Here is a 20,991-nt window from a genome sequence, read left to right as displayed (position 1 = left end):
ATAAACCTATGCGGAGAATTTTATGTATCAAATTAATGCCCTAAACCCAAAAGATGAAGGGCATCACACGCGTAAGCGGTTTGGACAGAATTTCCTACATGATCAACGTGTTATTGCCAAAATTGTACGTTCGGTAAATCCGCGTACTGGTGACAATATTGTCGAAATTGGTCCGGGTCTTGCTGCCCTCACATCGCCTTTAATTGGTGAGTGCGATGCTTTAACGGTGGTTGAGCTGGACCGTGACTTAGCCGCAGGTTTGCCGGGCCGTGTGCCACATCCTGAACGTTTAACCATTGTTGAAACTGACGCGTTAAAATACGACTTTACTGAATTATTCCAAGAAGGCCGTCCACTGCGTGTGGTTGGTAACTTACCGTATAACATCTCGACACCGCTGCTGTTCCATCTCTTGGAGTTTGGCGACAAAGTCAAAGACATGCACTTCATGCTGCAAAAAGAAGTTGTGGACCGTATTACCGCTTCACCGAATACTAAAGAATATGGCCGTTTATCGGTGATGATCCAATACTTCTGTAAACCGACGTTTTTATTTGAAGTGCCGCCGGGTTCATTTAATCCACCGCCAAAAGTAACCTCTGCGGTATTCCGTTTAGAGCCTTATGCTATTAAACCGATTGTGGCGAAAGATGAAAAAGCGCTTGCGCGTTTGGTTTCACATGTCTTTACTCAGCGCCGTAAGACCTTGCGTAACAGCTTAAAAGGCATGCTGGTTGAAGATGGTTTTGAAAATGCAGGGGTTGATCCAATGGCGCGTCCGGAAACTCTAACACTTGCAGAATTTGTCGCATTAGCAGATCAAATGGTGGCTTAAATAATTATGACTCGCTCTATTCGCTATAACTATGTCATTGGTGATGTTCAAGGCTGTTTTGAAGCATTAAAAGCTTTACTGAAAGAGATTAAGTTTGATGCAGACCAAGATTTTATATGGTTTGCCGGTGATCTCGTCGCACGGGGTGAAAACTCGGTAGGCGCTTTGCGGTTCATCAAAAAATTAGTGGATAGTGAAGTTGCGGCGACGGTACTGGGCAATCATGATCTGACTTTGCTGGCATGCGCTCGCGGTATTAAGGATATCAATCCTAAAGACAATATCGATGATGTGATTCACGCTTTAGAAAGTGATGATTTGATTGATTGGTTACGCAAGCAGCCGCTGTGTCTATTTCCGAATGAGCAAACCATTTTGACTCATGCGGGTATTCCTTTGAATTGGACTGCGCAGCAAACCGCAGACTTGGCAAAGGAAGTGGAAGCGGTGATTGGTCATGACGACTTTGATGTGGTCGATGCGTTTCTTCAAGTAATGTACAGTAAAGAGCCGAACCTATGGACGGATGATTTGTCTGGTCATGCGCGCTTACGCTGTATTACCAACTATTTGACCCGCATGCGCTTAACCGATGCAGAAGGCCGTTTAGAGTTCAGTTTTAAAGATTCACTCGATGACCCTATGCCTAAGGGTTTTAAGCCATGGTTTGAGTTTGAGTCACAAGCAGCGCAGACCCATCAAATTCTTTTTGGTCATTGGGCCGCTTTACAAGGAAAAAGAATCTCAGCAAAAATCCAAAATGTGGATGGTGGGTGTGTTTGGGGCAATCAGTTGATGGCCTATCGTCTGGAAGATCAAACCATGTTTACAGTCGATAACCCAGTGATGTAATGATTAAATGTAATCTAAGATATAAAAAAGGCCACATCGATGTGGCCTTTTTTATTGATCCGTATGAATTAATCAACGCGAATCCATGTTTGGTTACGGCCAAGTACTGAAACACCAATACTTGCACGTAAAGTGAGACGTTTCCCCGTGCTATTCAAACGAATTTTTGCATCGTAAAGTTTACCTGCCAATGGGTCGATAACACGGCCTTTTTCATAATTATTTGTGTCATTAACTTGTTTTAAACCTTTAATAATCTCCATACCGAGAATTGGTTGGTTGGTATAAGGCGCAGGGCACTTATTACAGTTTTTTTGCGGTGTATAGCCCGGACGTGGTGTAATTTTAATAATTTTACCGGTATAGGTATTATTGGATTCTTTGTGAATCGAAATAATCGCTTTGGCAGCTCCTGTTTTATCGTCAATTTGTTGCCACGTGCCGGCAATGTCATTTGCAAATGCGACATTCATCAAACCGAATGTGCATAGGCTGAATAATATTTTTTTAAACATAATCGCTTTTCCCCGAGAAGCATGATTTATGAGCACGTATGTTAGAAAGTTTATGAGAATAGTCAACTTTAATTTAAAAATAATTTGAAGATATTCGGAATAAGAAAAACCGCCATGTCGGCGGTTTTTTTACTTGTTTGAGGTTACTCTTGGCGAATCCAAGTTTGGCTACGACCAAGTGCAGAAACACCCATATAACCCCGTAAAGTTAGGCGTTTCCCACTGGCATTTAAACGGATTTTTGTGTCGTAAACTTTGCCTGAAAGAGGGTCAATAATACGGCCTTTGTCGTAGTTATTAGTGCCTTCAATATGTTTTAAACCTGTTAAGATATCAAGGCCTAAGATTGGCTTGTTTTTGTAGGGTGCAGGGCAGTTTACGCAGGTGTCGCGTGGTGTATAGCCCGGACGCGGCGTCACTTTGATGATTTTACCCACGAATGTGCCATTACTTTCTTTACGGATTTCAATAATGGCTTTTTGTGAACCTGTTTTATCATCAATTTGTTGCCAAGTCCCTGAAAGGTCTTGAGCAAAAGCTGAACCACTCATTACAGCAGCTAAGAATAAGAGGCTCACTTTTAATTTTTTCATCAGATATTCCCTGTAGGTGGTTCACCTATGTCAAATCAATTTACTGAATAAATTTAAAATTTATTCAGCGCGAATCCATGTCTGTGTACGACCAATCGCGGAAATCCCCAGATATCCACGTAAATGTAAGCGCTTACCATTGGCAGAAATTTTGCCTTTTAAGCTGTAAATTTTGCCTGCCAAAGGATCAATAATTTTCCCTTGAGAGTAGGTATTTTCCCTTTCAAGTTTCAGCCCCTTAAATACATCCATCCCTAAAATAGGCTGGTTGGTATAAGGTGCAGGGCAATTCACACATTTTTCCTTTGGTGTATAACCCGGACGTGGCGTCACTTTGACAATTTTGCCGGTATAGGTGTCTTTGGCATCTTTTCGAATTTCGATCAGTGCTTTAGGCGAACCGGTTTTATCGTCAATTTGTTGCCAAGTCCCTGTAAGATCTTGAGCATAAAGTGCAGAGCTTGTGACTACGGCACCGAATAATGCAGCCCATTTCAAACTTTTTTCGATCATATTAATAATCCTTTATCAATACACTTTGTGAGGGTTTATTGATCATACTAGGTAATATTTGAACTTAGAGCAACTACTCTAAGCATAAATATTTACATTTTATTCGGGAAAGTTGACATGTTGCACAAAAGTGACTTTACCAAAAATGTAACATCCACAGCACATCGTTCAATGTGTTGTGGCGTACCCTTGAATTTATATTAAGTTTATTTTTTATACAAAACAATCATTTAAAAGTGATTGCTCAGTCACATATTTTGTAGATAGAGTATGAAAGTTGGCAACCAGATTGCTGTGAAGACTGCATTTACCGCCATGCCAAATGCTGCATAGCGCCCAGCAATGCTGCCGCGCTGCCAAGCTTGAGCTGTGCCAATCGCATGTGCAGCAAGTCCTAAGGCGAGTCCTGATGCACGTTCATCATGAATATTTTTGAGTATGATGGGTGAAAATGCTGCGCCAATCACCCCTGATAAAATCACAATCAAAATCACCAAAGGAATCGGGGAATGCAGCAGCGTCGCAATGTTGATGGCAATTGGGGTGGTCACTGCCCGTGTAGCAAAAGCCATAATGGTTGGATCTGACAAATGCAATAAATAAGCCAGCCCCATAGGGAGGGCAACGGCACTGATACTGGCAAAGACTAAAATCCCGCCCACGGCTTTTAATGGTAAGTCATCGTAGCGCATTGCAGCTAAAGGAATGGCCAAGGCCACTGTGACATAGCCGAGTAAGTTATTGAACAGTGGATTGACCTGTGCCATATAACTTTCATAGGAAATGCCAAAAAGATAGAGCATACCAATGACGAAAAACATCCCAATCACAATCACGGGGATTTGCGGTAATTTTTTATTAATGGGTTTTGCGACAAGATAGGCGATCAGGGTAATGATGAATCCAGAGATGATTGAAAGCATGTTGATTCTCCTTATAGCCATTTCTTAGACATTTTTGCGTAGACCCACAGCGGTATGAGGGTGCTGACAAATAGCACAATCAAAAACATTGGAATTTCATCGCCTAAATGCATCATCATCAGCAATGAGCCTGCACTAATGGGTAAGAAAGCAAAGGCACTTTCTTTCATGATTTTATTATTGGTATCGACCAAACTGGCTGGAATTTTGTTGAATTTTCTCCAAAATGAAAGCACGATCAGCAAGCTAATCAGTCCGACGAGATTACCTAATTCTGGGTGACTGAATTGCTTCATGACCCAGACCGCACCTTCACGGAAAAGAATAATTAATGCAAGAGTGCCTATCCAGGCTTTCCAGTCGATGCGCTTGATCCAGTCCATTTTTGTCTTTCGTTAAAATTATACAAATCAAGTTTTAACCGATTTAATTTTTAATTTCAAATTCTTCAAGAGGATGTTGGAATTGTTGCGCACGTGTTCGCAAAATTTCATCAATGGGTAAATGCGCCTGTTTAATCAGTTGTTCTAACTTATGTGGGGCAATGATGACATGCAAAATTAAGTTGCCTTGTTCATCATAACTTTCATTTTGGATCACATTGAGCGCATACAGTTGTGTTCTTAATTTACCATAAGCCGGTTTTAGATGGACTTCAAAGCTTTGAATTTGACCCATTAAGCATTCTTGAACCGCTTGGCGTAATAAGGGTAGACCTTTACCACTATGCGCTGAGACATAAACACGTTCCGGCTGATGAGGCTTGCCATAGATGATTTTAGGATCTTCACCACTGACATCAATTTTGTTATAAACGCGCAGAATCGGAACATCGACACCAATTTCTTTCAGTACTTTTTCGACAGCCTCGATTTGTTCCATCATGTCTGGACTGCTGGAGTCAATGACATGTAACAATAAGGTCGCCTCCAAGGTTTCTTCTAAGGTGGCTTTAAAGGACTCGACCAATGAGTGCGACAAATTACGCACAAAACCTACGGTATCAGCGAGCACTAAGTTGCCGATGCCATCCCAATGTAGACGGCGTAAGGTTGGATCAAGCGTCGCAAACAGTTGGTCTGCTGCATAGACATCGCTTTTTGCTAAATTATTAAATAAGGTAGATTTACCCGCATTGGTATAACCGACCAATGACACGGTCGGAACTGCGGCTTTTTGACGTGCCACACGACCTTGCATACGTGTTTGGCGGACTTTCTCAAGTTTTGCTTTGAGTTGTCCCATGCGGAGCTTGAGTAGACGACGGTCGGTTTCAAGCAGGGTTTCACCCGGTCCACGTAAGCCAATCCCGCCTTTTTGGCTATCGAGATCGCCGCGACTACGAATCAGTCGTGAAGCCATATGTTGTAATTGGGCCAACTCAACTTGCAATTTACCTTCATAGGTGCGTGCGCGTTGAGCAAAAATATCTAAGATTAATTCCGTGCGATCGACCACACGACATCGCATGATGCGTTCAAGATTACGTGCTTGGGCAGGGGTGAGGGCATGGTCAAAGATGACCAATTCTACTTCATGCTCTGCAACCACTTCTGCAATTTCTTCCGCCTTCCCTGAGCCAATAAATAATTTGGCATCAGGCTTAATACGCTGAGCATGCACATGCTGCAGAATATTGGCACCTGCAGATTGAGCTAGTAAGTGAAATTCTTCGGCATCAAGGTCTGCGAGCATTTGTACTGCTACGCTGACTAAAATTACGCGTTCACCGCTCGCTTGATGTTGATTTAAATTTTCCACTCAGCACACACTCCTGTTTAAAGATTCATTTTAGGCGAAAATGGAGTGCGAGGGTTAATCTAAGTGAGGGATTAATGGCTAAGTTGCTGTATGTTGTGCTATTCAATTAGAGAAAGCTGTGAAAGCTCAGTGCCAGTAAAAAAAGCACACTCATATATATCAGTGAAAAACCAGCAATGGCTTTTAAAGCTTGCCATGAAGAAATAGGAGGGGTATCTGAATGTGAGTGATTCATAATGCATAACCTTTAAAATCGATATAAAAATGATATTTGATTTTTAAAAACGATTAAAATGGAAAAATATTATCTTCGACTTCGGTTTTTATGATCAATGCAAAAAAACTGTCTTCGGTATATGATGATGAAAATTTACGCCAAATTGTGGCACCGTGTCATTTTAGTGAACCGTTTATGAATCAACCTCAAATCGTCAATACACCGCAAATTAATGTGTTTTCAAAATTTTATTTGTATTGTAAAAAAGTCGGTGCAGCAGCCGTTGCTGTGACGCAGGGTTTTTATTTGGTTTATCGTCATCAATTGTATAAAGACCCGAATAACCCGCAAAATACCCGCTATGTGCAGTATTTTTGTCGCAAGTTATGCAAAGTATTTAATCTTGAAGTCAAAGTACATGGTGAAATTCCACGTCAACCCGCCCTTTGGGTAAGTAATCATATTTCATGGTTAGACGTTGCAGTTTTGGGTTCAGGTGCACGTGTTTTCTTTTTGGCTAAAGCTGAAATTGAAAAATGGCCAGTATTCGGTAATTTGGCGAAAGGCGGTGGCACGTTATTTATTAAGCGTGGCTCTGGCGACTCGATTAAAATTAAAGAACAAATTACGGGCTTCTTAAAACAAGATACGCCGGTACTCTTTTTCCCAGAAGCCACGACTTCGGATGGCAGCAAAATTAAAAAAATTCATGGTCGTATTTTAGGTGCAGCGATTGAAGCTGAGCGTCCAGTCCAAATTTGCTTAATTTGCTATGTGAATCAGGACGGTGAACTCGATAATATTGCGCCCTATGTCGGAGACATTAGCTTTGATCGACATGTCAAAAATGTCTTAGAAATGCCGAAAGTCACAGCGCATCTGATGACATTGCCCGCAACTGATTCGGCAGGTCATACTGTTGAAAGCTTGACGCAAGAAGTGCAGCAAAAAATGAATCAGGGATTGGCAGAGCTTCAAGCCAAAGTTCTTAAAACGCCAGTTTTAGTTGAATCTAAATAATTTAAGGATACTTGCTGCAAAGGGATGTCTTTGCAGCACGATCCTTACATAAAGCCTTCGAGAGGCAACCAAGAGATAAATTTCACCCCTGCTTTTTGCCACCACTTGATTTTCGGTTCACGTGGATAAATACGCGTTTGACCATTTGATAGCTTAATTTTCCAATTGATTTGTTGGTCTGCATTGAGCACCAACTTATAGGCATATTTACTCAAATTTTCATCCATGGTGTAGTGGACGGCTTTGGCTAAACGTGGGCTATTCAGTAATACCCCAATTTCAGTATTTAAATATGCTGAACGTGGATCAAAGTTAAATGAGCCGATAAAGACTTGTTTTTCATCAATTGCCATCAGTTTGGCATGCAGGCTTGAACGGCTTAAACCTTTTAGACTAACTTTAGATTTTTCCGCCAACTCTTTGGTATTGGTGTTGAGGTTTTCTGCATCAGGTCTAGAGAGAAATTCATAGAGTTGAACGTCGTGTTCCAAGAGATCTTGGCGATATTTGCTATAAAAAGCATGAACTAATGGTACGTCATTGGCCTGGAATGAGTTGGTCAAGACTCTGACTTTCACGCCATCAGCACTGAGGTTTTTCAGGCGTTCCGCCCCTTGTTTTTCTGGAACAAAGTAGGCTGAAACGATATCGACGCTTTGTTCAGGTTTATCTAAACGGTTGAGCAGCTGAAAGTTGAGATGCTCTTCTTTTTTAGCCTTTGATTTGATTTTGCTCGGTGAGTCTTTGACCACTTCGGCTTTGACCCAGTCAAATTGGATTTTATTGTTGAGCCAGTCATCAAAGGCATGTGAACGGTTGGCTAAGTCCAAATAATTGACTACAGTGGCTTCTTGGTTATAGTCATCGAGTTGTTGTTTGAGACTGTCAAAGCGCAAGCTATAGTGGCGTGGATTAACCAATTGGCGTACTGGAAAGGCATAATCATCATTCCAATATTCATCAAAAGAATGAATGATTTCATCGGATGCCGCACCGACCAACATGACGTCGACATCGGAAAATTGATAATTATCACTGACGTTATAGTATTGGTTACTCATATTGCGACCACCAATCAGAGCAATTTGATTGTCTGCAATAAAGCTTTTGTTGTGCATACGGCGGTTGATGCGTTTTAGATCCAGCACCATATCGACAGGGCGGAAATGTCGGAAGCGGTAGGGATTATACAGTTTGACATCAATATTGGCATGTTGGTCGAGTGCCATATAAATGCCTTCCATTTTTTTGGCATTGTTGTCATCGACCAATAAACGAATTTTCACCCCACGATCTGCAGCTTTGATCATGGCATGTAGGGCCAAAGCACCAATTTTGTCGTTATCCCAAATATAGTATTGTAGATCTAAACTTTTTTCGGCTTTATTGATTAGCTCGATTCGAGCCGCTAAGGCTTCTAATGGGTCATAAAGAACGTGGTAACCGGTTAAGTTAGGATTTTGTTCCCGTAGCGGCAACACAATTTTGGCAAGGCTAGTATCGTCTGTAGGAGTATTAAAGGCATATTCCACAGGTTGAGTGTGCTGTTTAGGCAAGGTACTACATGCAGATAAAGTCAAAACAAGGCTACAACTCAGCAAAACCGCCTTAGTGCGGTTGTGTATGAAGGGCAAATTTTGCTGTTTCGGTGTAGCTGAGTTCATACTGTTAGACATACTAAAAAATTTGATTTGAGTATAAGTGTCAGCTGTGAAAAGATAAATATAGTGACCGAGTTTTCTCGTTAGGCAAATTGTAGAGCAAATGTATGTGGGAATTAGATTCCGTAGTGATGTATTTTTATATCGGGTTGGCTGTGCTGGGCGTTTGGGCAATTTCCCAAGCTTGGTTAAGTCAGTCACGCACGGAAACGATTCATCCGTTTAAAGCCTTCGTACATTTGTTGGCATTTTATCTTTCGTATTTACTTATCCCTTTGTTCTTCTTTAGCTTTTATGCAGGCTGGAGTGGCTATTATTCACTACATGAAGCGATTTTTGTCGGTGCTGTTACGGGGCTTTTGTGCTATGCCCGATTTATCGAGCCGCACATGATTCAGGTGAAAAAATGCCAATATCAATTGCATGAAACACGACAATTATTAAAGCCTGTACGCATTGCCTTAATTGGTGATTTACATATTGGTTTATTTTCGGGTCATGAACGTCAGTTAAAAATGATCGTCGATAAAATCAATGCACAAAATCCTGATTTGGTCGTGGTTGCAGGGGATTGGACTTATGAGCCTGAAAATAAGTTGGCTGAAGAACTGGCTGTACTGAAAAATATTATTGCGCCGATTTATTCGGTGAATGGTAATCATGATGAGCAATATCCCGGCCCGCCTATTCAAGCGTTATTAAAACATGCATTAGAAAGTAATCATGTGGTGGATATCGAAGGGCAAGTGGTGGAATTTAATGAGTTTCGCTTATTAGGCGTTGGGGACTTATGGGCTGGTAAAGCCGATATGCGCTATTTGCCAGAATTGCCACAAGATAAACCTTGGATCATTTTGTCGCATAATCCAGATACCGTTGATATGGTACCTAAACTGCCAGGACGACCATTGATGTTGTCGGGTCATACACATGGTGGACAAGTGGAATTGCCATGGTTGACCGATTATGTAATGAAAAAAGTGTCGATTTTAGGTCATAAAAAAGGGCTATATCAGCATGACAATGCAGATGTCTTTGTCACTGTTGGTACGGGCATGGTTGGGGTGCCTTTTCGTTTTCTTGTGCCACCGACCATTGATATTATCGAGTTGGTTTAATCAAAAACTACCGTTCATTATCGCTAAACGGTTTGGTGACTGTACCTCTTGATGTAGAGCTACAAACCTTGTTTTGTTAATAAAATTGAATCTTGCCATTCATTTGCTGTTTGAAATTAAGTGAATGACCGTGTCTTGGAACAGATGATGTGTATTGCTCAGTTGGATCTAAGCTGCATTCATGAATAAAATCGAAGTGATGTCAACTATAGAGTAGCTAATCAGGTCATTGACTCAATTTGAGACATAAAAAAGCCAGCGGTATCGCTGGCTTTTTTTGCTATTGAATCAGATTAAACCTGATTATTCACATCATCATTTTTAGTTTCGCGAATCATTAAGAACGCGATCAATGAAAGGATTGATGCCGCAGTTAGGTAGTAACCTACTGCATATAAACCATAGCCAGTTGCAAGTTTAGTTGCGATCAATGGCGCGAAAGATGCACCAAAAATACCAGCCATGTTAAAGGTTAAAGCTGAACCGGTGTAACGTACAGACGTTGGGAAGATTTCAGACAATACCGTACCAATTGGACCATAGGTTAAACCCATGATCGCAAGACCGATGCATAGGAATAAGAACACCATCGCAGTACTGCCAGACTCAAGCATGCTTGAGAAGACTAAGCCAAACAATGCAGATACAACACATACCGCAATCGAAGTCGTTTTACGACCAAATTTTTCAGCAAATACAGCAGAAAGTGGAATGAAGGCAGCGAAACAAAGTGTGGCAACCAGTTGAAGTTTTAAAAATTCTTCACGTGTGTAACCAAGCTGGGTTGTACCCCATTGTAAAGCGAATACTGTGGTTAAGTAGAACACAACGAATGTACAAATCGCAGCAATCGTACCGAGAATTAACATTCCCCAGTGCTTAGTGATCACTTCTTTGAACGGAATATTTACTTCTTTTTGCTTATCCAAAACTTTTTGGAATGCTGGTGTTTCATGTAGTTTTAAACGAATCCACAGACCAACAATCACCAATAGAGCGCTTGCAATGAATGGAATACGCCAACCCCATTGCATAAACTCAGCTTCAGACATGAAGTGACCTAAGGTCAAGAATGAGCCTGTTGCAAGAATAAAGCCGATTGGCGCGCCCAATTGAGGGAACATACCATACCAAGCACGTTTGCCTTCCGGCGCATTTTCAGTTGCAAGTAGCACGGCACCTGACCATTCACCACCTAAACCAAGACCTTGACCTAAGCGACAAAGTGCAAGCATGAGCGGAGCAGCGATACCAATTTGAGCATAGGTTGGAAGCAAGCCGATACATACTGTCGAAATCCCCATGGTGAGGAGAGCGGCAACTAATGTGGCTTTACGACCGATACGGTCACCTAAATGGCCAAAGAATGCTGCACCAATCGGGCGAGCAATAAAGGCAATCGCAAACGTTGCTAAAGATTGAATTGTTGCGGTTGTTGGATCTGTACTTGCAGGGAAGAACAGATGCGGGAAGATAATTACAGCCGCAGTTGCATAGATGTAGAAATCGAAGAACTCGATTGTGGTACCTACAAGACTTGCTGTAAGTACGCGGAATTTTGAATTTGTTGGTTGCTGTTCAGTGGCAGCAGCACTTGAAGACGCCATGGTGGACCTTACACTTACTAAAAATAATTGAACTTAGTTTTAAAAGCGTAATCTTTTTAAAAAAGGCGTAATTTCTTAAAAAAATACGAAATACCAACTTACGAACTGCGGAATTAGGGTCACTAAAGAATGCAGTGTCAGTGGGTTATATCACGTAGAGATAAATCGACAGGAAATGTGATCCTGCACCTATCAATACAAAAATATGCCAGATAGCGTGTGTATATCTTACCTTTTTTAAGGCATAAAACAATGCACCGATTGTATAAGATAGCCCGCCAATGATCAGGTAGGTTAAAGCTTGATCAGATAAAAAGCGTTGCATATCATCCATTACCAGTACCGCAAGCCATCCCATCACCAAATAGGCAATCAACGAAATCTTTTGAAAACGATGAATGAAAATTAATTTGAATAGTGTTCCAATTGCGGCAATGACCCACAGTGCAATGAGTAAATAATGCGCTTTTGCGGTAGGCAGTGCGATTGCCAGAAACGGGGTGTAAGTACCTGCAATTAAATAATAGATAGCGGTATGGTCGAGTTTTTTGTACCAACCACGGCGCTCAGGAGACTCTGCGAAGTGATATAGACTCGATGCTGAAAACAATAACAGCATACTGAATGCATACACCCAAAGTGCAAGCCATTGTCCAGTTGGAAGGTACGAGCCTTTTAAAATCAGTAGGATACCTGCGATGGCAGACAAAGCCGCACCGAAAGCATGGGTATAGAAATTCAGTCTTTCTTCAGCTGGGTCATAAGCTAAAAGATGGGGAGCATTCATAACGTATCTTTTATAATAATTTAAATATACATGTGTATAGTAATTCAATTTTGCTTTTGGTGTAAGAAGATTTAAAATTGTTTTGCAAATTTATCTAGGTTTATATTATGTCATCTTTGGCTTCTCCCTCTACGCAAGAGCAGCAATTTTTAGCAGCCTTTCAGCAAGCCATTGAAACACAGCGTTTTGATCGCATGATCTTGAGTCAGTATAAAGGTGAATTAGAGCAATTAGAAAAAATGACCTTGCGAGTCATTTCGCTGCAAGGTGAGTCATTTCTCAGCTGTTTATATCGTTACAAAACCCAAGACATCACCAAAAACTATCCAATCGCATCCGCATATCAACAAGTCGAAAGTTTATTGAGTTGTTGTAAGCAAGCCAACCTGATGACCTTAGATGAAGAAATTCAGCTCAAAAAAATAAAAAGAAAGCCATGCTAAGCATTAGCAAAAAGCAGCCTGCTTTAGGGAAAAATCCTACGGAGCAGCAAGGGCATGATCGAGCAAAACATCGCTATGTCGATCAAGACAGCTACTTCCTACAGCCACTCGGCATTACGGATGCCAAAGCACAAATAATTCCGAGCATGGCACGTAAATGGAAACAAATTAATAAATTTGTAGAAATTTTTTCAGGCGCTTTAAGCCAGATCAAAGAAACCGATCAATCTCTGCATGTTGTAGATTTTGGTTCAGGTAAAGGCTATCTGACTTTTGCATTATATGATTATTTAGCAAAACACCAGCAAGTGCCTAAAGTGACAGGGGTTGAGCTGAATCCGAAAATGGTGGAATTTTGCCAAAGCGTTGCGCAGCAGTCGAATTTCAGCCAACTGGATTTTTTCCAAGGCGATGTTCGTACCTATGCGCCTGAGCGCTTAGATGTCATGATTGCGCTGCACGCCTGTGATGTGGCAACGGACTTTGCGATACATACCGGTATTCGATTAAATGCGCAAATGATTATGTGTGCGCCGTGTTGTCATAAAGAACTGCGTCCGCAATTGAAAGCGCCGCAAGTACTTGCGCCGATGTTGCAATTTGGCATTCATGCAGGCCAGCAAGCAGAGATGCTTACTGACACGATTCGTGCACTTTTATTGAAAGCATATGGTTATGAAACCAAAGTTTTCGAATTTGTGGCACTTGAGCATACCAGTAAAAATAAAATGATCTTGGCAACCAAACGTGCAGACTATGTCGAACCTGATCAAGCGGTATTGGCGCAGATCCAAGCTTTAAAAGACATGTATGGCATTCAAAGGCATTCGTTGGAATTATTGTTGAATGATCAATGGGACCAACAAGATATTGGCTGTAAATGCTAAAGGATGAAGGGATGCAGCAGTTAAATATTCAATTTGGTCTGTGGGAGCAACTGGCCTCTGCAGCTCGATCGATACGTGAACAGGTCTTTATTTTAGAACAGCAGATATCGCCCGCGGATGAATGGGATGCAGAAGATGCGATTTCACTGCATTTTATTGTTCACGATGGGATGAAAGCTGTTGCAACTGCTCGTTTGTTGAAAAATAACAGTATAGGCCGTGTTGCTGTTTTAAAGGCCTATCGCGGTCAGGGTGTCGGTAAATTCTTGATGCAAGCCATCATCGAACAAGCGAAATTAGAACAACGTGAATATTTAAAACTATCATCACAAGTGCATGCCATAGCGTTTTATGCCGCGTTGGGTTTTGTTGTTGAAGGTGATGAATATTTAGATTGTGGTATTCAGCATCAAGATATGTATATGGCTTTGGCTTAAATACTTAAAATTCGAAGTTTATAAATAAAAAAACGCTTAATATTTTAAGCGTTTTTTTATTGCATAGATTGGGTCAAAGCTTAGTGGCCATGATCATTCGATGCAGTAGGTTCAGGGCTCATGTCATCCATATGTGCATGTTGTTCTTCAGTCATATGCATATCTGCTGCAGTCGGCGCAGAAGCTTCACGAGCTGCTTGATCAGCTTGTGCCTTTTTCAACGCTTCTTCTGACATCACAGGGGCATTTTTAAATGCATGCTGTTGAGTATTGTCTTTTTTCTGTTGGCTCGGCATATAGTCTGGTTCATTGGTCACAGCAAGCCAGAAAATACCCATGAATAGCGCACCTAAAATACAGAAGATAATCAGTGCTTTCCAGCCCCACGGTGATTTTTCAGGAGAAGTATGATCAGTCATAACAAGCTACTCAATCGGATAAAAAGAAATCAAAAAACTTGTTACTTTATAACATAAAACAGATGAGAGTTCGCGTAAAATCTAGACTTGTTTGCAAACACGCGAATGCGAAGGAAAATTAAAAGGAGCCGAAGCTCCTTTTGATGTGATTGAACAGCAAAATTTGCATGCTCAAAATGAATAATTAAATCTTCTCAGCTTTCGCCACTTTGTCTTTCAGCAATTGCGGTGCTTTGAAGCGTTCGCCATATTTTGCTTCTAGTGTATTGGCACGCAATAGCGCTTTTTCCAAACCATATTGATTTAAAAATTGAAGTGCACCACCTGTCCAAGGGGCAAAACCAATCCCGAAGATTGAACCGACATTACCATCTACTGTTGATTCAAGTACGCCTTCTTCTAGGCAGCGCAGCGTATCGAGCGACTGTACAAATAGGAAGCGGTCAATCATTTCCTGTTCAGAAATAGCATTATCTTTCTGCCATTTACTCAAGCCTTCCCAGAGGTGCTTTTTACCGCCTTCAGGATATTCATAAAAACCTGCACCCGCAGCTTTACCTTTACGGCCAAACTCATGAATCATTGTCTGAATCACCTCATCCGCACCTGAACGTGGTAGGTCTTTGCCTTCAGCTTGCAAGGCTTTACGTGTCTCGGCCGCGACATGTTCAGAGAGTGTTAAAGACACTTCATCTTGAATGGCCAATGGACCTACAGGCATGCCGGCTTTTAGCGCTGCCATTTCAATGCGGGCAGGGTGTACGCCTTCAGATAATAGACGTAAACCTTCTTGCACAAAGGTGCCAAAGACACGGCTGGTAAAGAAGCCACGGCTGTCATTCACCACAATTGGTGTTTTGCCAATTTGCTGTACATAGTCATAGGCTTTGGCTAAGGTTTCAGCCGAGGTGTTTTTACCTTTAATAATTTCCACCAATTGCATTTTGTCGACAGGACTAAAGAAATGTAGACCGATAAATTTAGCTTGATCTTGAGATGCATTGGCTAAGCCTGAAATTGGCAAGGTTGAAGTATTGGATGCCATTACGCCATTGGCTGCCAAGTAACTTTCTGCTTCTTGAGTCACTTTGGCTTTCAATTCGACATTTTCAAATACAGCTTCAATGATCAAGTCGCAGCCTTGTAAGTCGGCAGCATCTGCAGTGGCCTGAATCAGGCCTAAAACTTGATCTCGTTTTTCTACACTTAAACGGCCGTGATAAACTTTTTTATCTAGCAGTTTTTGGCTATAGGCTTTGCCTTTTTCAGCAGCTTCAACAGAAACATCTTTGAGTACAACTGCAATGCCTTTTGATGCTGTGGCATAAGCGATGCCTGCACCCATCATGCCTGCGCCTAAAATACCAACTTTGGTGGCTTGCCATTTCGCGACGTCTTTTGGACGGCTTGCACCTGATTTGATAGCATTTAGACCATGCCAGAAGGTGCCGATCATATTTTTAGAAATTTGACCGGTTGCAAGGTAAGTAAAGTAACGTGATTCAATCGTGAGCGCCGTATCAACATCGACCTGAGCGCCTTCAACAGCAGCCGACATAATGGCTTCAGGCGCAGGGTAACAGCCCTTGGTTTTGTCACGTAGCATAGCGGGGGCAATGGCGAGCATTTGCGCCACAGCAGGAGTCGATGGCGTACCACCCGGAATTTTATAGCCTTTTACATCATAGGGCTGTTGTGATTTTGGATTGGCTTTGACCCACGCAATGGCTTTGTCCATCAATTCTTCAAGGCTATCTGCCGTGTCTTGAATCAGTCCCAGTGATTTAGCTTTATCGACACCAATTTGTTTGCCTTCCATCAGGAGCGGAAATGCATTCTGCAGACCTAATAAACGTACCATACGTACAATACCGCCACCGCCCGGCAGTAAGCCTAAGGTCACTTCTGGTAAGCCAAATTTCGCCTTAGCATCATTCAGCGCAATACGATAATGACAGCCAAGAGCTAACTCCCAGCCACCGCCAAGCGCTGTGCCATTTAAGGCTGCGACAACTGGAATGCCACGGGTTTCGATATAACGAAGTTTGGCTTTCATCTCTTCAATCATATTGAAGAATTCAGTTGCATGCTTAGGTGTAGCTTGAATCAGCTCGTCTAAATCACCGCCTGCAAAGAAGGTTTTTTTGTTCGAGCGGAAAATGATCCCTGCGATGTTTTCGTCAGCTTGCAGTTTGTCTAGTGTTTCAGCCAGTGCCGTACGGAAGTCTGCATTCATGGTGTTGGCAGATTGGTTTGGAGAATCTAAAGTTAAAATGACGATATTGTCGGCATTTTTTTCAAATTGAATTGCGCTCATTTTAGTCTCCTTATACCAACTCAATAATCGTTGCGATGCCCATACCGCCGCCTACGCACAAAGTCGCTAAACCGCGTTTTTTACCTTGGCGTTCCAGTTCATCCATCAGGGTGCCTAAAATCATGGCACCTGTTGCACCTAGCGGATGTCCTAATGCAATCGCACCGCCATTCACATTGACTTTGGCAGGGTCAACTTTGAGTTCGGTCATAAAACGCATCACGACTGCTGCAAAGGCTTCGTTCACTTCAAACAGATCAATTTCATCAATGGTTAGGCCTGCTTTGGCTAAGGCTTTACGCGCTGCAGGTGCAGGGCCTGTCAGCATAATGGTCGGGTCTGCGCCCACCAATGCCGTGGCAAGCACTTTGGCACGTGGCTTTAGGCCTTGTTCTTTGACCGCTTTTTCAGAGGCAAGCAACACCACTGCAGCGCCATCGACAATGCCTGATGAGTTACCTGCATGGTGTACATGGTTAACAGCACCCACTTCAGGATATTTTTGTAAGGCGATGGCATCAAAGCCCATTTGCCCCATCATGGCAAAGCTTGGATTGAGTTTGCTTAAGCCTTCTGCTGTGGTCTTTGGTTTAATAAATTCATCTTTGGCTAAAACAGTGATGCCTGCTTTGTCTTTAACTGGAACGACAGACTTGTCAAAATAACCATTGGCTTGTGCTGCCGCAGCTTTTTGCTGAGAGTTGGCTGCAAAGGCATCCACATCTGCTCTGCTATAACCGTCAATGGTGGCAATTAAATCTGCCCCAATGCCTTGTGGTATAAAATCACAGGCCATATTGGTTTCAGGGTCGAGCGCCCACGGGCCGCCATCTGAGCCCATTGGCACACGAGACATCGACTCTACACCACCAGCCACTACAAGATCTTCCCAACCAGAGCGGACTTTTTGCGCCGCCATATTCACCGCTTCTAAACCCGATGCACAAAAACGGTTGATCTGAACGCCTGCTACATCATTGTCCCAACCTGCTGCAATGGCTGCGGTTTTTGCAATGTCTGCACCTTGGTCACCAATGGGGGTCACGCAGCCCAGTACAATGTCGTCAACTGCAGCGGTGTCAAATTGATGTCGGTTTTGTAATTCGTTCAATAAACCGGTCAGTAGGCTAATCGGTTTAACGGCATGTAGTGAACCGTCTTTTTTTCCTTTGCCGCGCGGTGTGCGAATGGCATCAATGATGTAAGCCTCGCTCATAATCCTGTCCCTATGATCTATAAATTTTTATTGGTTTTTTGAGTGTACGGATTAATCAACCTAGTGCAATGATGAGAACGGGCGAGTCGTTTGATATTTTTGGTCAACGCTTGCTGCTGAATAAGATAAAAATCAACCTGCATATTGAAAGCGAGGATCGGTTAAGATCAGTTGCTATCGATTCAGTACATATTGAAGATCTGCTTATGCATAAAAATGTGAAGCGAGTGTTGAAAGGTCTGGCTTGGCTAGTACTAGTAGGCTGCTTAGGTTTTGTATGCATGATCGGTTTTTATGTTTATATGATCTATGGCATTCATCCCTCAGATGAGGGGACGGGCGGTTTAGCCTGTGAGTATGATCGAAATGATCATGTGACCAAGGCAGAAATGTATCGGATACAGGATGGCAAACGCGTGATCACGCCCGTCGATCCATTGCTTTGTCAAAAACAACGTGCAGATTTTCCGAAATAAAAAAACCTGATCGAGATCAGGTTTTAGAGAATGCTATTTTTGAATATTGCTTAGTGATAACCATGTAATTGGCGATATAGGCCTGGTGTTACACCGGTCCACTTTTTAAATGCACGGTGGAAAGTACTGGTTTCACTAAAACCGACTTGCTGTGCAACATCTTCAAGCGTTAAGTCTGGATTAAGCAATAAGTGAATTGCAGCATCACGACGTAAGGCATCTTTCACACCTTGGTAGCTCTTACCTTCAGCGGCTAAACGACGACGTAGTGTTTGCGGCGATAGATACAGCATTGAAGCAACATCGTTCAAGGTTGGCATTTCTTCGCCAATTTGACTCTTCAGCACATCACGGATACGAGATGTTAATGAATTGGTATTTTTAAATTTAACCAATAACTGTGCAGGAGCCGCTTTTAAGAATTCTTCAAGCGTTTCTTCGTTTTGACGAATGGGTAAATCTAAATAATCCGCTGCAAATGTAATTTCAGTTCGTGGTGTATCAAACTGCATGACAGGTGCAAAAAACAAGGCATCATATTCGTCAGCATGTTCAGGACGTTCATAACCGAAGTGAACACGCTCTAAAGGCAGACGACGTTCAATCAACCAAGAAGCGAGACCATGCCAAATCATCAGCATACTTTCTGTAATGAAATGGTCTGGGTCCATAGATTTTGGAATTTGAGGCACTAAACGTGCTTCGTGTTTATCACGTTCTAGTGTTACCGACCATTCATCACCAAACAGTTTGTAGAACTGCGAAGACAATTCAAGTGCATCACCAAGGGTTTTTGCATGAATAATCAATTGGCACATAATGGCAAAAGTACCCAAGCGGCGCGGTTGAATATCAAAACCGACATGTTCGTCTTGGGTCACCATCCACAACATTTTAATAAAACGTGTGTATTGTTCAGGTGAAATACGGGCTTTGGGTTGGCGTAGAAGTTCAGCCTCAATGCCAACATGAGACAATAAAGTTTCGACATCCATGCCGAGACGTTTCACACCAGTTAAGGCTGCGTTGACGAAATGGATACTGATCGTATCACGACTCATGTTTAATCCTTCAGTCTCTTTAATGTTCACAAATGTTTGACCTAAATGACGCTAAAAAAAGAAATCATGGCAATTTACAACAGCGGGTTTGCCATTTTTACATGGTAAATTGCCGAAACTATCAAGGTAAATGGCTGAACATGACATTGTTTTAATCATTTTATATTTCTACCATGGATAAAAAATCTACACAATTAGAGAAAAATATCCATGGAAGCTGCTTTAAAAGGATTGAAAGTACTCGACTTTTCGACATTACTCCCAGGACCATTTGCGACCTTGTATTTGGCTGATATGGGTGCGGAAGTTGTGCATATTGAGTCACCGACGCGTCCCGATCTGGTTCGTTTGATGCCACCTTATGCCAATGGGCAAGCCACAGCGCATAGTTATTTAAATCGCAATAAACAATCCATCGCATTGGATTTAAAAGATCCGAAAAGTATTGAATTGATCAAAGCCAAAATTTCAGATTTTGATATTGTGGTAGAACAATTTCGTCCAGGTGTCATGCAACGCCTGGGTTTGGATTATGCAGATTTGGCCGAAATTAATCCGCGACTTATTTATTGCTCGATTACGGGTTATGGTCAAACCGGACATTACAAAGACCGTGCAGGGCATGACATCAATTACTTGGCTTTATCGGGCATTTCAGGTCATAGCGGACGCCAAGATAGTGGCCCGCCACCAATGGGGATTCAAATCGCCGATGTCGCAGGCGGATCAATGCATGCGATTACTGGCATCTTAGCTGCGGTGATTGAGCGTTACCGTAGCGGCTTAGGACAATATATTGATATTTCCATGACCGATTGCGCTGTCGCATTGAACAATATGGCTGCAGCTGGCATATTGGCTGCCAATGCGGTAACCGCGGCAGAGACGGCACATCTGAATGGCGGAAGTTTCTATGACTATTATCGAACCCAAGATGGTCGTTATCTGTCTATAGGTGGTTTGGAGCCACAGTTTTTACATGGATTGGCGCAAATTCTAGATTTACCCGCTTTAGCGACGCAAGGCATGTCATTTGATTCACAATATCAGACTGAAATTAAGCATGCAGTTGCCAGCAAGATACTGACCAAAACATGGGATGAGTGGAAAATAATTTTTGCCTCTCAAGATGTGTGTGTGGAGCCAGTTTTAAGTTTGGATGAAGCTCTAAATTCACAATTGGCCCAAGAGCGGCATTGGTGTGTTGAAGTTCCGCTACAAGAAGGCGACACAATGACACAAACTCAACTGGCATGTCCGATTAAATTTTCTAGATCAGCATTGATTTATACCCATGTGGGTAAAACTTTAGGTGCGGATAATTGGTTATGAA

General features: G+C 42.2%; 20 protein-coding genes and 1 pseudogene. 8 read left to right on the top strand and 13 right to left on the bottom strand.

Translation table 11 applies throughout. The annotated features are described in order from the left end of the window. The first annotated feature begins 22 nt into the window (after positions 1-22). Positions 23-835, top strand: coding sequence for a 16S rRNA (adenine(1518)-N(6)/adenine(1519)-N(6))-dimethyltransferase RsmA (gene rsmA / locus FTU37_RS12200; protein WP_168379561.1), 813 nt, complete (start codon positions 23-25; stop codon positions 833-835). Positions 836-841: 6 nt separating this feature from the next. Continuing rightward, positions 842-1,687, top strand: a complete 846-nt coding sequence (locus FTU37_RS12195; RefSeq protein WP_180124408.1) for a symmetrical bis(5'-nucleosyl)-tetraphosphatase — start codon at positions 842-844, stop codon at positions 1,685-1,687. 68 nt (positions 1,688-1,755) lie between these two features. On the opposite strand, the gene FTU37_RS12190 is transcribed toward FTU37_RS12195, so the two are convergent. From FTU37_RS12190 to hflX, 6 genes are all read right to left on the bottom strand, one after another. Beyond that, a complete protein-coding gene (locus tag FTU37_RS12190; RefSeq protein WP_168379559.1) occupies positions 1,756-2,202 on the bottom strand; it encodes a DUF2147 domain-containing protein in 447 nt (148 codons plus the stop codon). 143 nt (positions 2,203-2,345) lie between these two features. Further along, on the bottom strand, positions 2,346-2,795 hold the full coding sequence (locus FTU37_RS12185) for a DUF2147 domain-containing protein (RefSeq protein WP_168379558.1): 450 nt from the start codon (positions 2,793-2,795) through the stop codon (positions 2,346-2,348). A gap of 60 nt (positions 2,796-2,855) precedes the next feature. Beyond that, positions 2,856-3,308 (bottom strand): DUF2147 domain-containing protein, encoded by a 453-nt coding sequence (locus FTU37_RS12180; RefSeq protein ID WP_168379557.1) that lies wholly within the window; start codon positions 3,306-3,308, stop codon positions 2,856-2,858. Positions 3,309-3,556: 248 nt separating this feature from the next. Continuing rightward, positions 3,557-4,231, bottom strand: coding sequence for an LrgB family protein (locus FTU37_RS12175; RefSeq protein WP_078190106.1), 675 nt, complete (start codon positions 4,229-4,231; stop codon positions 3,557-3,559). A gap of 11 nt (positions 4,232-4,242) precedes the next feature. Beyond that, positions 4,243-4,614 (bottom strand): hypothetical protein, encoded by a 372-nt coding sequence (locus FTU37_RS12170; RefSeq protein ID WP_168379556.1) that lies wholly within the window; start codon positions 4,612-4,614, stop codon positions 4,243-4,245. Between the two features lie 43 nt (positions 4,615-4,657). After that, positions 4,658-5,992 carry a ribosome rescue GTPase HflX gene (gene hflX / locus FTU37_RS12165; protein WP_180124407.1) on the bottom strand — a complete coding sequence of 445 codons (1,335 nt, stop codon included), beginning with the start codon at positions 5,990-5,992 and terminating at the stop codon, positions 4,658-4,660. 412 nt (positions 5,993-6,404) lie between these two features. Between hflX and FTU37_RS12160 the strand changes: the two genes are divergently transcribed. Continuing rightward, the gene (locus FTU37_RS12160; protein ID WP_180124413.1) at positions 6,405-7,229 is read left to right on the top strand and encodes a 1-acyl-sn-glycerol-3-phosphate acyltransferase; all 825 of its coding nucleotides are present in this window, start codon (positions 6,405-6,407) and stop codon (positions 7,227-7,229) included. A gap of 44 nt (positions 7,230-7,273) precedes the next feature. Here the strand turns inward: FTU37_RS12160 and FTU37_RS12155 are convergent, their stop codons facing one another. Then, the gene (locus FTU37_RS12155) at positions 7,274-8,893 is read right to left on the bottom strand and encodes a phospholipase D family protein (RefSeq protein WP_257225342.1); all 1,620 of its coding nucleotides are present in this window, start codon (positions 8,891-8,893) and stop codon (positions 7,274-7,276) included. Between the two features lie 104 nt (positions 8,894-8,997). Here FTU37_RS12155 and FTU37_RS12150 point away from each other — a divergent pair, with 104 nt between their 5' ends. Further along, positions 8,998-10,008 carry a metallophosphoesterase gene (locus FTU37_RS12150; protein ID WP_180041733.1) on the top strand — a complete coding sequence of 337 codons (1,011 nt, stop codon included), beginning with the start codon at positions 8,998-9,000 and terminating at the stop codon, positions 10,006-10,008. A gap of 293 nt (positions 10,009-10,301) precedes the next feature. Here the strand turns inward: FTU37_RS12150 and FTU37_RS12145 are convergent, their stop codons facing one another. Both FTU37_RS12145 and FTU37_RS12140 read right to left on the bottom strand, forming a co-directional pair. Beyond that, positions 10,302-11,615 carry an MFS transporter gene (locus FTU37_RS12145; RefSeq protein ID WP_111885003.1) on the bottom strand — a complete coding sequence of 438 codons (1,314 nt, stop codon included), beginning with the start codon at positions 11,613-11,615 and terminating at the stop codon, positions 10,302-10,304. A gap of 145 nt (positions 11,616-11,760) precedes the next feature. Next, positions 11,761-12,402, bottom strand: a complete 642-nt coding sequence (locus tag FTU37_RS12140; protein WP_180011623.1) for a hemolysin III family protein — start codon at positions 12,400-12,402, stop codon at positions 11,761-11,763. A 107-nt stretch (positions 12,403-12,509) separates the two neighbouring features. On the opposite strand from FTU37_RS12140, the pseudogene FTU37_RS12135 reads away from it, so the two are divergent. Further along, positions 12,510-13,732: pseudogene (locus FTU37_RS12135) on the top strand (SAM-dependent methyltransferase). Between the two features lie 11 nt (positions 13,733-13,743). Continuing rightward, positions 13,744-14,169, top strand: coding sequence for a GNAT family N-acetyltransferase (locus FTU37_RS12130; RefSeq protein ID WP_373686325.1), 426 nt, complete (start codon positions 13,744-13,746; stop codon positions 14,167-14,169). An 80-nt stretch (positions 14,170-14,249) separates the two neighbouring features. Here FTU37_RS12130 and FTU37_RS12125 read toward each other — a convergent pair whose 3' ends face one another. The 3 genes from FTU37_RS12125 to FTU37_RS12115 form a co-directional block, all read right to left on the bottom strand. Next, positions 14,250-14,588: a hypothetical protein gene (locus FTU37_RS12125; RefSeq protein ID WP_078190097.1), complete on the bottom strand. Its 339-nt coding sequence runs from the start codon at positions 14,586-14,588 to the stop codon at positions 14,250-14,252. Positions 14,589-14,772: 184 nt separating this feature from the next. Then, the gene (locus FTU37_RS12120) at positions 14,773-16,905 is read right to left on the bottom strand and encodes a 3-hydroxyacyl-CoA dehydrogenase NAD-binding domain-containing protein (RefSeq protein WP_180124404.1); all 2,133 of its coding nucleotides are present in this window, start codon (positions 16,903-16,905) and stop codon (positions 14,773-14,775) included. Positions 16,906-16,915: 10 nt separating this feature from the next. Further along, positions 16,916-18,121: an acetyl-CoA C-acetyltransferase gene (locus FTU37_RS12115; RefSeq protein ID WP_180124403.1), complete on the bottom strand. Its 1,206-nt coding sequence runs from the start codon at positions 18,119-18,121 to the stop codon at positions 16,916-16,918. Positions 18,122-18,327: 206 nt separating this feature from the next. Here FTU37_RS12115 and FTU37_RS12110 point away from each other — a divergent pair, with 206 nt between their 5' ends. After that, positions 18,328-18,597, top strand: coding sequence for a hypothetical protein (locus tag FTU37_RS12110; RefSeq protein ID WP_180085453.1), 270 nt, complete (start codon positions 18,328-18,330; stop codon positions 18,595-18,597). A gap of 50 nt (positions 18,598-18,647) precedes the next feature. Here the strand turns inward: FTU37_RS12110 and FTU37_RS12105 are convergent, their stop codons facing one another. Continuing rightward, positions 18,648-19,658, bottom strand: coding sequence for an AraC family transcriptional regulator (locus FTU37_RS12105; RefSeq protein WP_078190094.1), 1,011 nt, complete (start codon positions 19,656-19,658; stop codon positions 18,648-18,650). 210 nt (positions 19,659-19,868) lie between these two features. Between FTU37_RS12105 and FTU37_RS12100 the strand changes: the two genes are divergently transcribed. Continuing rightward, positions 19,869-20,990 (top strand): CaiB/BaiF CoA-transferase family protein, encoded by a 1,122-nt coding sequence (locus FTU37_RS12100; RefSeq protein ID WP_180124402.1) that lies wholly within the window; start codon positions 19,869-19,871, stop codon positions 20,988-20,990. Position 20,991: the final 1 nt, after the last annotated feature.

The organism is Acinetobacter sp. YH12097 (assembly GCF_013419225.1).
Lineage (GTDB): Bacteria > Pseudomonadota > Gammaproteobacteria > Pseudomonadales > Moraxellaceae > Acinetobacter > Acinetobacter amyesii.
Note: the sequence above shows the minus strand (reverse complement) of the source record. Positions and strands in the feature narration are given on the sequence as shown.

Coding starts and splice junctions, on each gene's coding strand:
- rsmA (WP_168379561.1), top strand. CDS start 23: ATGTATCAAATTAATGCCCTAAACCCAAAAGATGAAGGGCATCACACG.
- FTU37_RS12195 (WP_180124408.1), top strand. CDS start 842: ATGACTCGCTCTATTCGCTATAACTATGTCATTGGTGATGTTCAAGGC.
- FTU37_RS12190 (WP_168379559.1), bottom strand. CDS start 2,202: ATGTTTAAAAAAATATTATTCAGCCTATGCACATTCGGTTTGATGAAT.
- FTU37_RS12185 (WP_168379558.1), bottom strand. CDS start 2,795: ATGAAAAAATTAAAAGTGAGCCTCTTATTCTTAGCTGCTGTAATGAGT.
- FTU37_RS12180 (WP_168379557.1), bottom strand. CDS start 3,308: ATGATCGAAAAAAGTTTGAAATGGGCTGCATTATTCGGTGCCGTAGTC.
- FTU37_RS12175 (WP_078190106.1), bottom strand. CDS start 4,231: ATGCTTTCAATCATCTCTGGATTCATCATTACCCTGATCGCCTATCTT.
- FTU37_RS12170 (WP_168379556.1), bottom strand. CDS start 4,614: ATGGACTGGATCAAGCGCATCGACTGGAAAGCCTGGATAGGCACTCTT.
- FTU37_RS12160 (WP_180124413.1), top strand. CDS start 6,405: ATGAATCAACCTCAAATCGTCAATACACCGCAAATTAATGTGTTTTCA.
- FTU37_RS12155 (WP_257225342.1), bottom strand. CDS start 8,893: ATGAACTCAGCTACACCGAAACAGCAAAATTTGCCCTTCATACACAAC.
- FTU37_RS12150 (WP_180041733.1), top strand. CDS start 8,998: ATGTGGGAATTAGATTCCGTAGTGATGTATTTTTATATCGGGTTGGCT.
- FTU37_RS12145 (WP_111885003.1), bottom strand. CDS start 11,615: ATGGCGTCTTCAAGTGCTGCTGCCACTGAACAGCAACCAACAAATTCA.
- FTU37_RS12140 (WP_180011623.1), bottom strand. CDS start 12,402: ATGAATGCTCCCCATCTTTTAGCTTATGACCCAGCTGAAGAAAGACTG.
- FTU37_RS12130 (WP_373686325.1), top strand. CDS start 13,744: ATGCAGCAGTTAAATATTCAATTTGGTCTGTGGGAGCAACTGGCCTCT.
- FTU37_RS12125 (WP_078190097.1), bottom strand. CDS start 14,588: ATGACTGATCATACTTCTCCTGAAAAATCACCGTGGGGCTGGAAAGCA.
- FTU37_RS12120 (WP_180124404.1), bottom strand. CDS start 16,905: ATGAGCGCAATTCAATTTGAAAAAAATGCCGACAATATCGTCATTTTA.
- FTU37_RS12115 (WP_180124403.1), bottom strand. CDS start 18,121: ATGAGCGAGGCTTACATCATTGATGCCATTCGCACACCGCGCGGCAAA.
- FTU37_RS12110 (WP_180085453.1), top strand. CDS start 18,328: ATGCATAAAAATGTGAAGCGAGTGTTGAAAGGTCTGGCTTGGCTAGTA.
- FTU37_RS12105 (WP_078190094.1), bottom strand. CDS start 19,658: ATGAGTCGTGATACGATCAGTATCCATTTCGTCAACGCAGCCTTAACT.
- FTU37_RS12100 (WP_180124402.1), top strand. CDS start 19,869: ATGGAAGCTGCTTTAAAAGGATTGAAAGTACTCGACTTTTCGACATTA.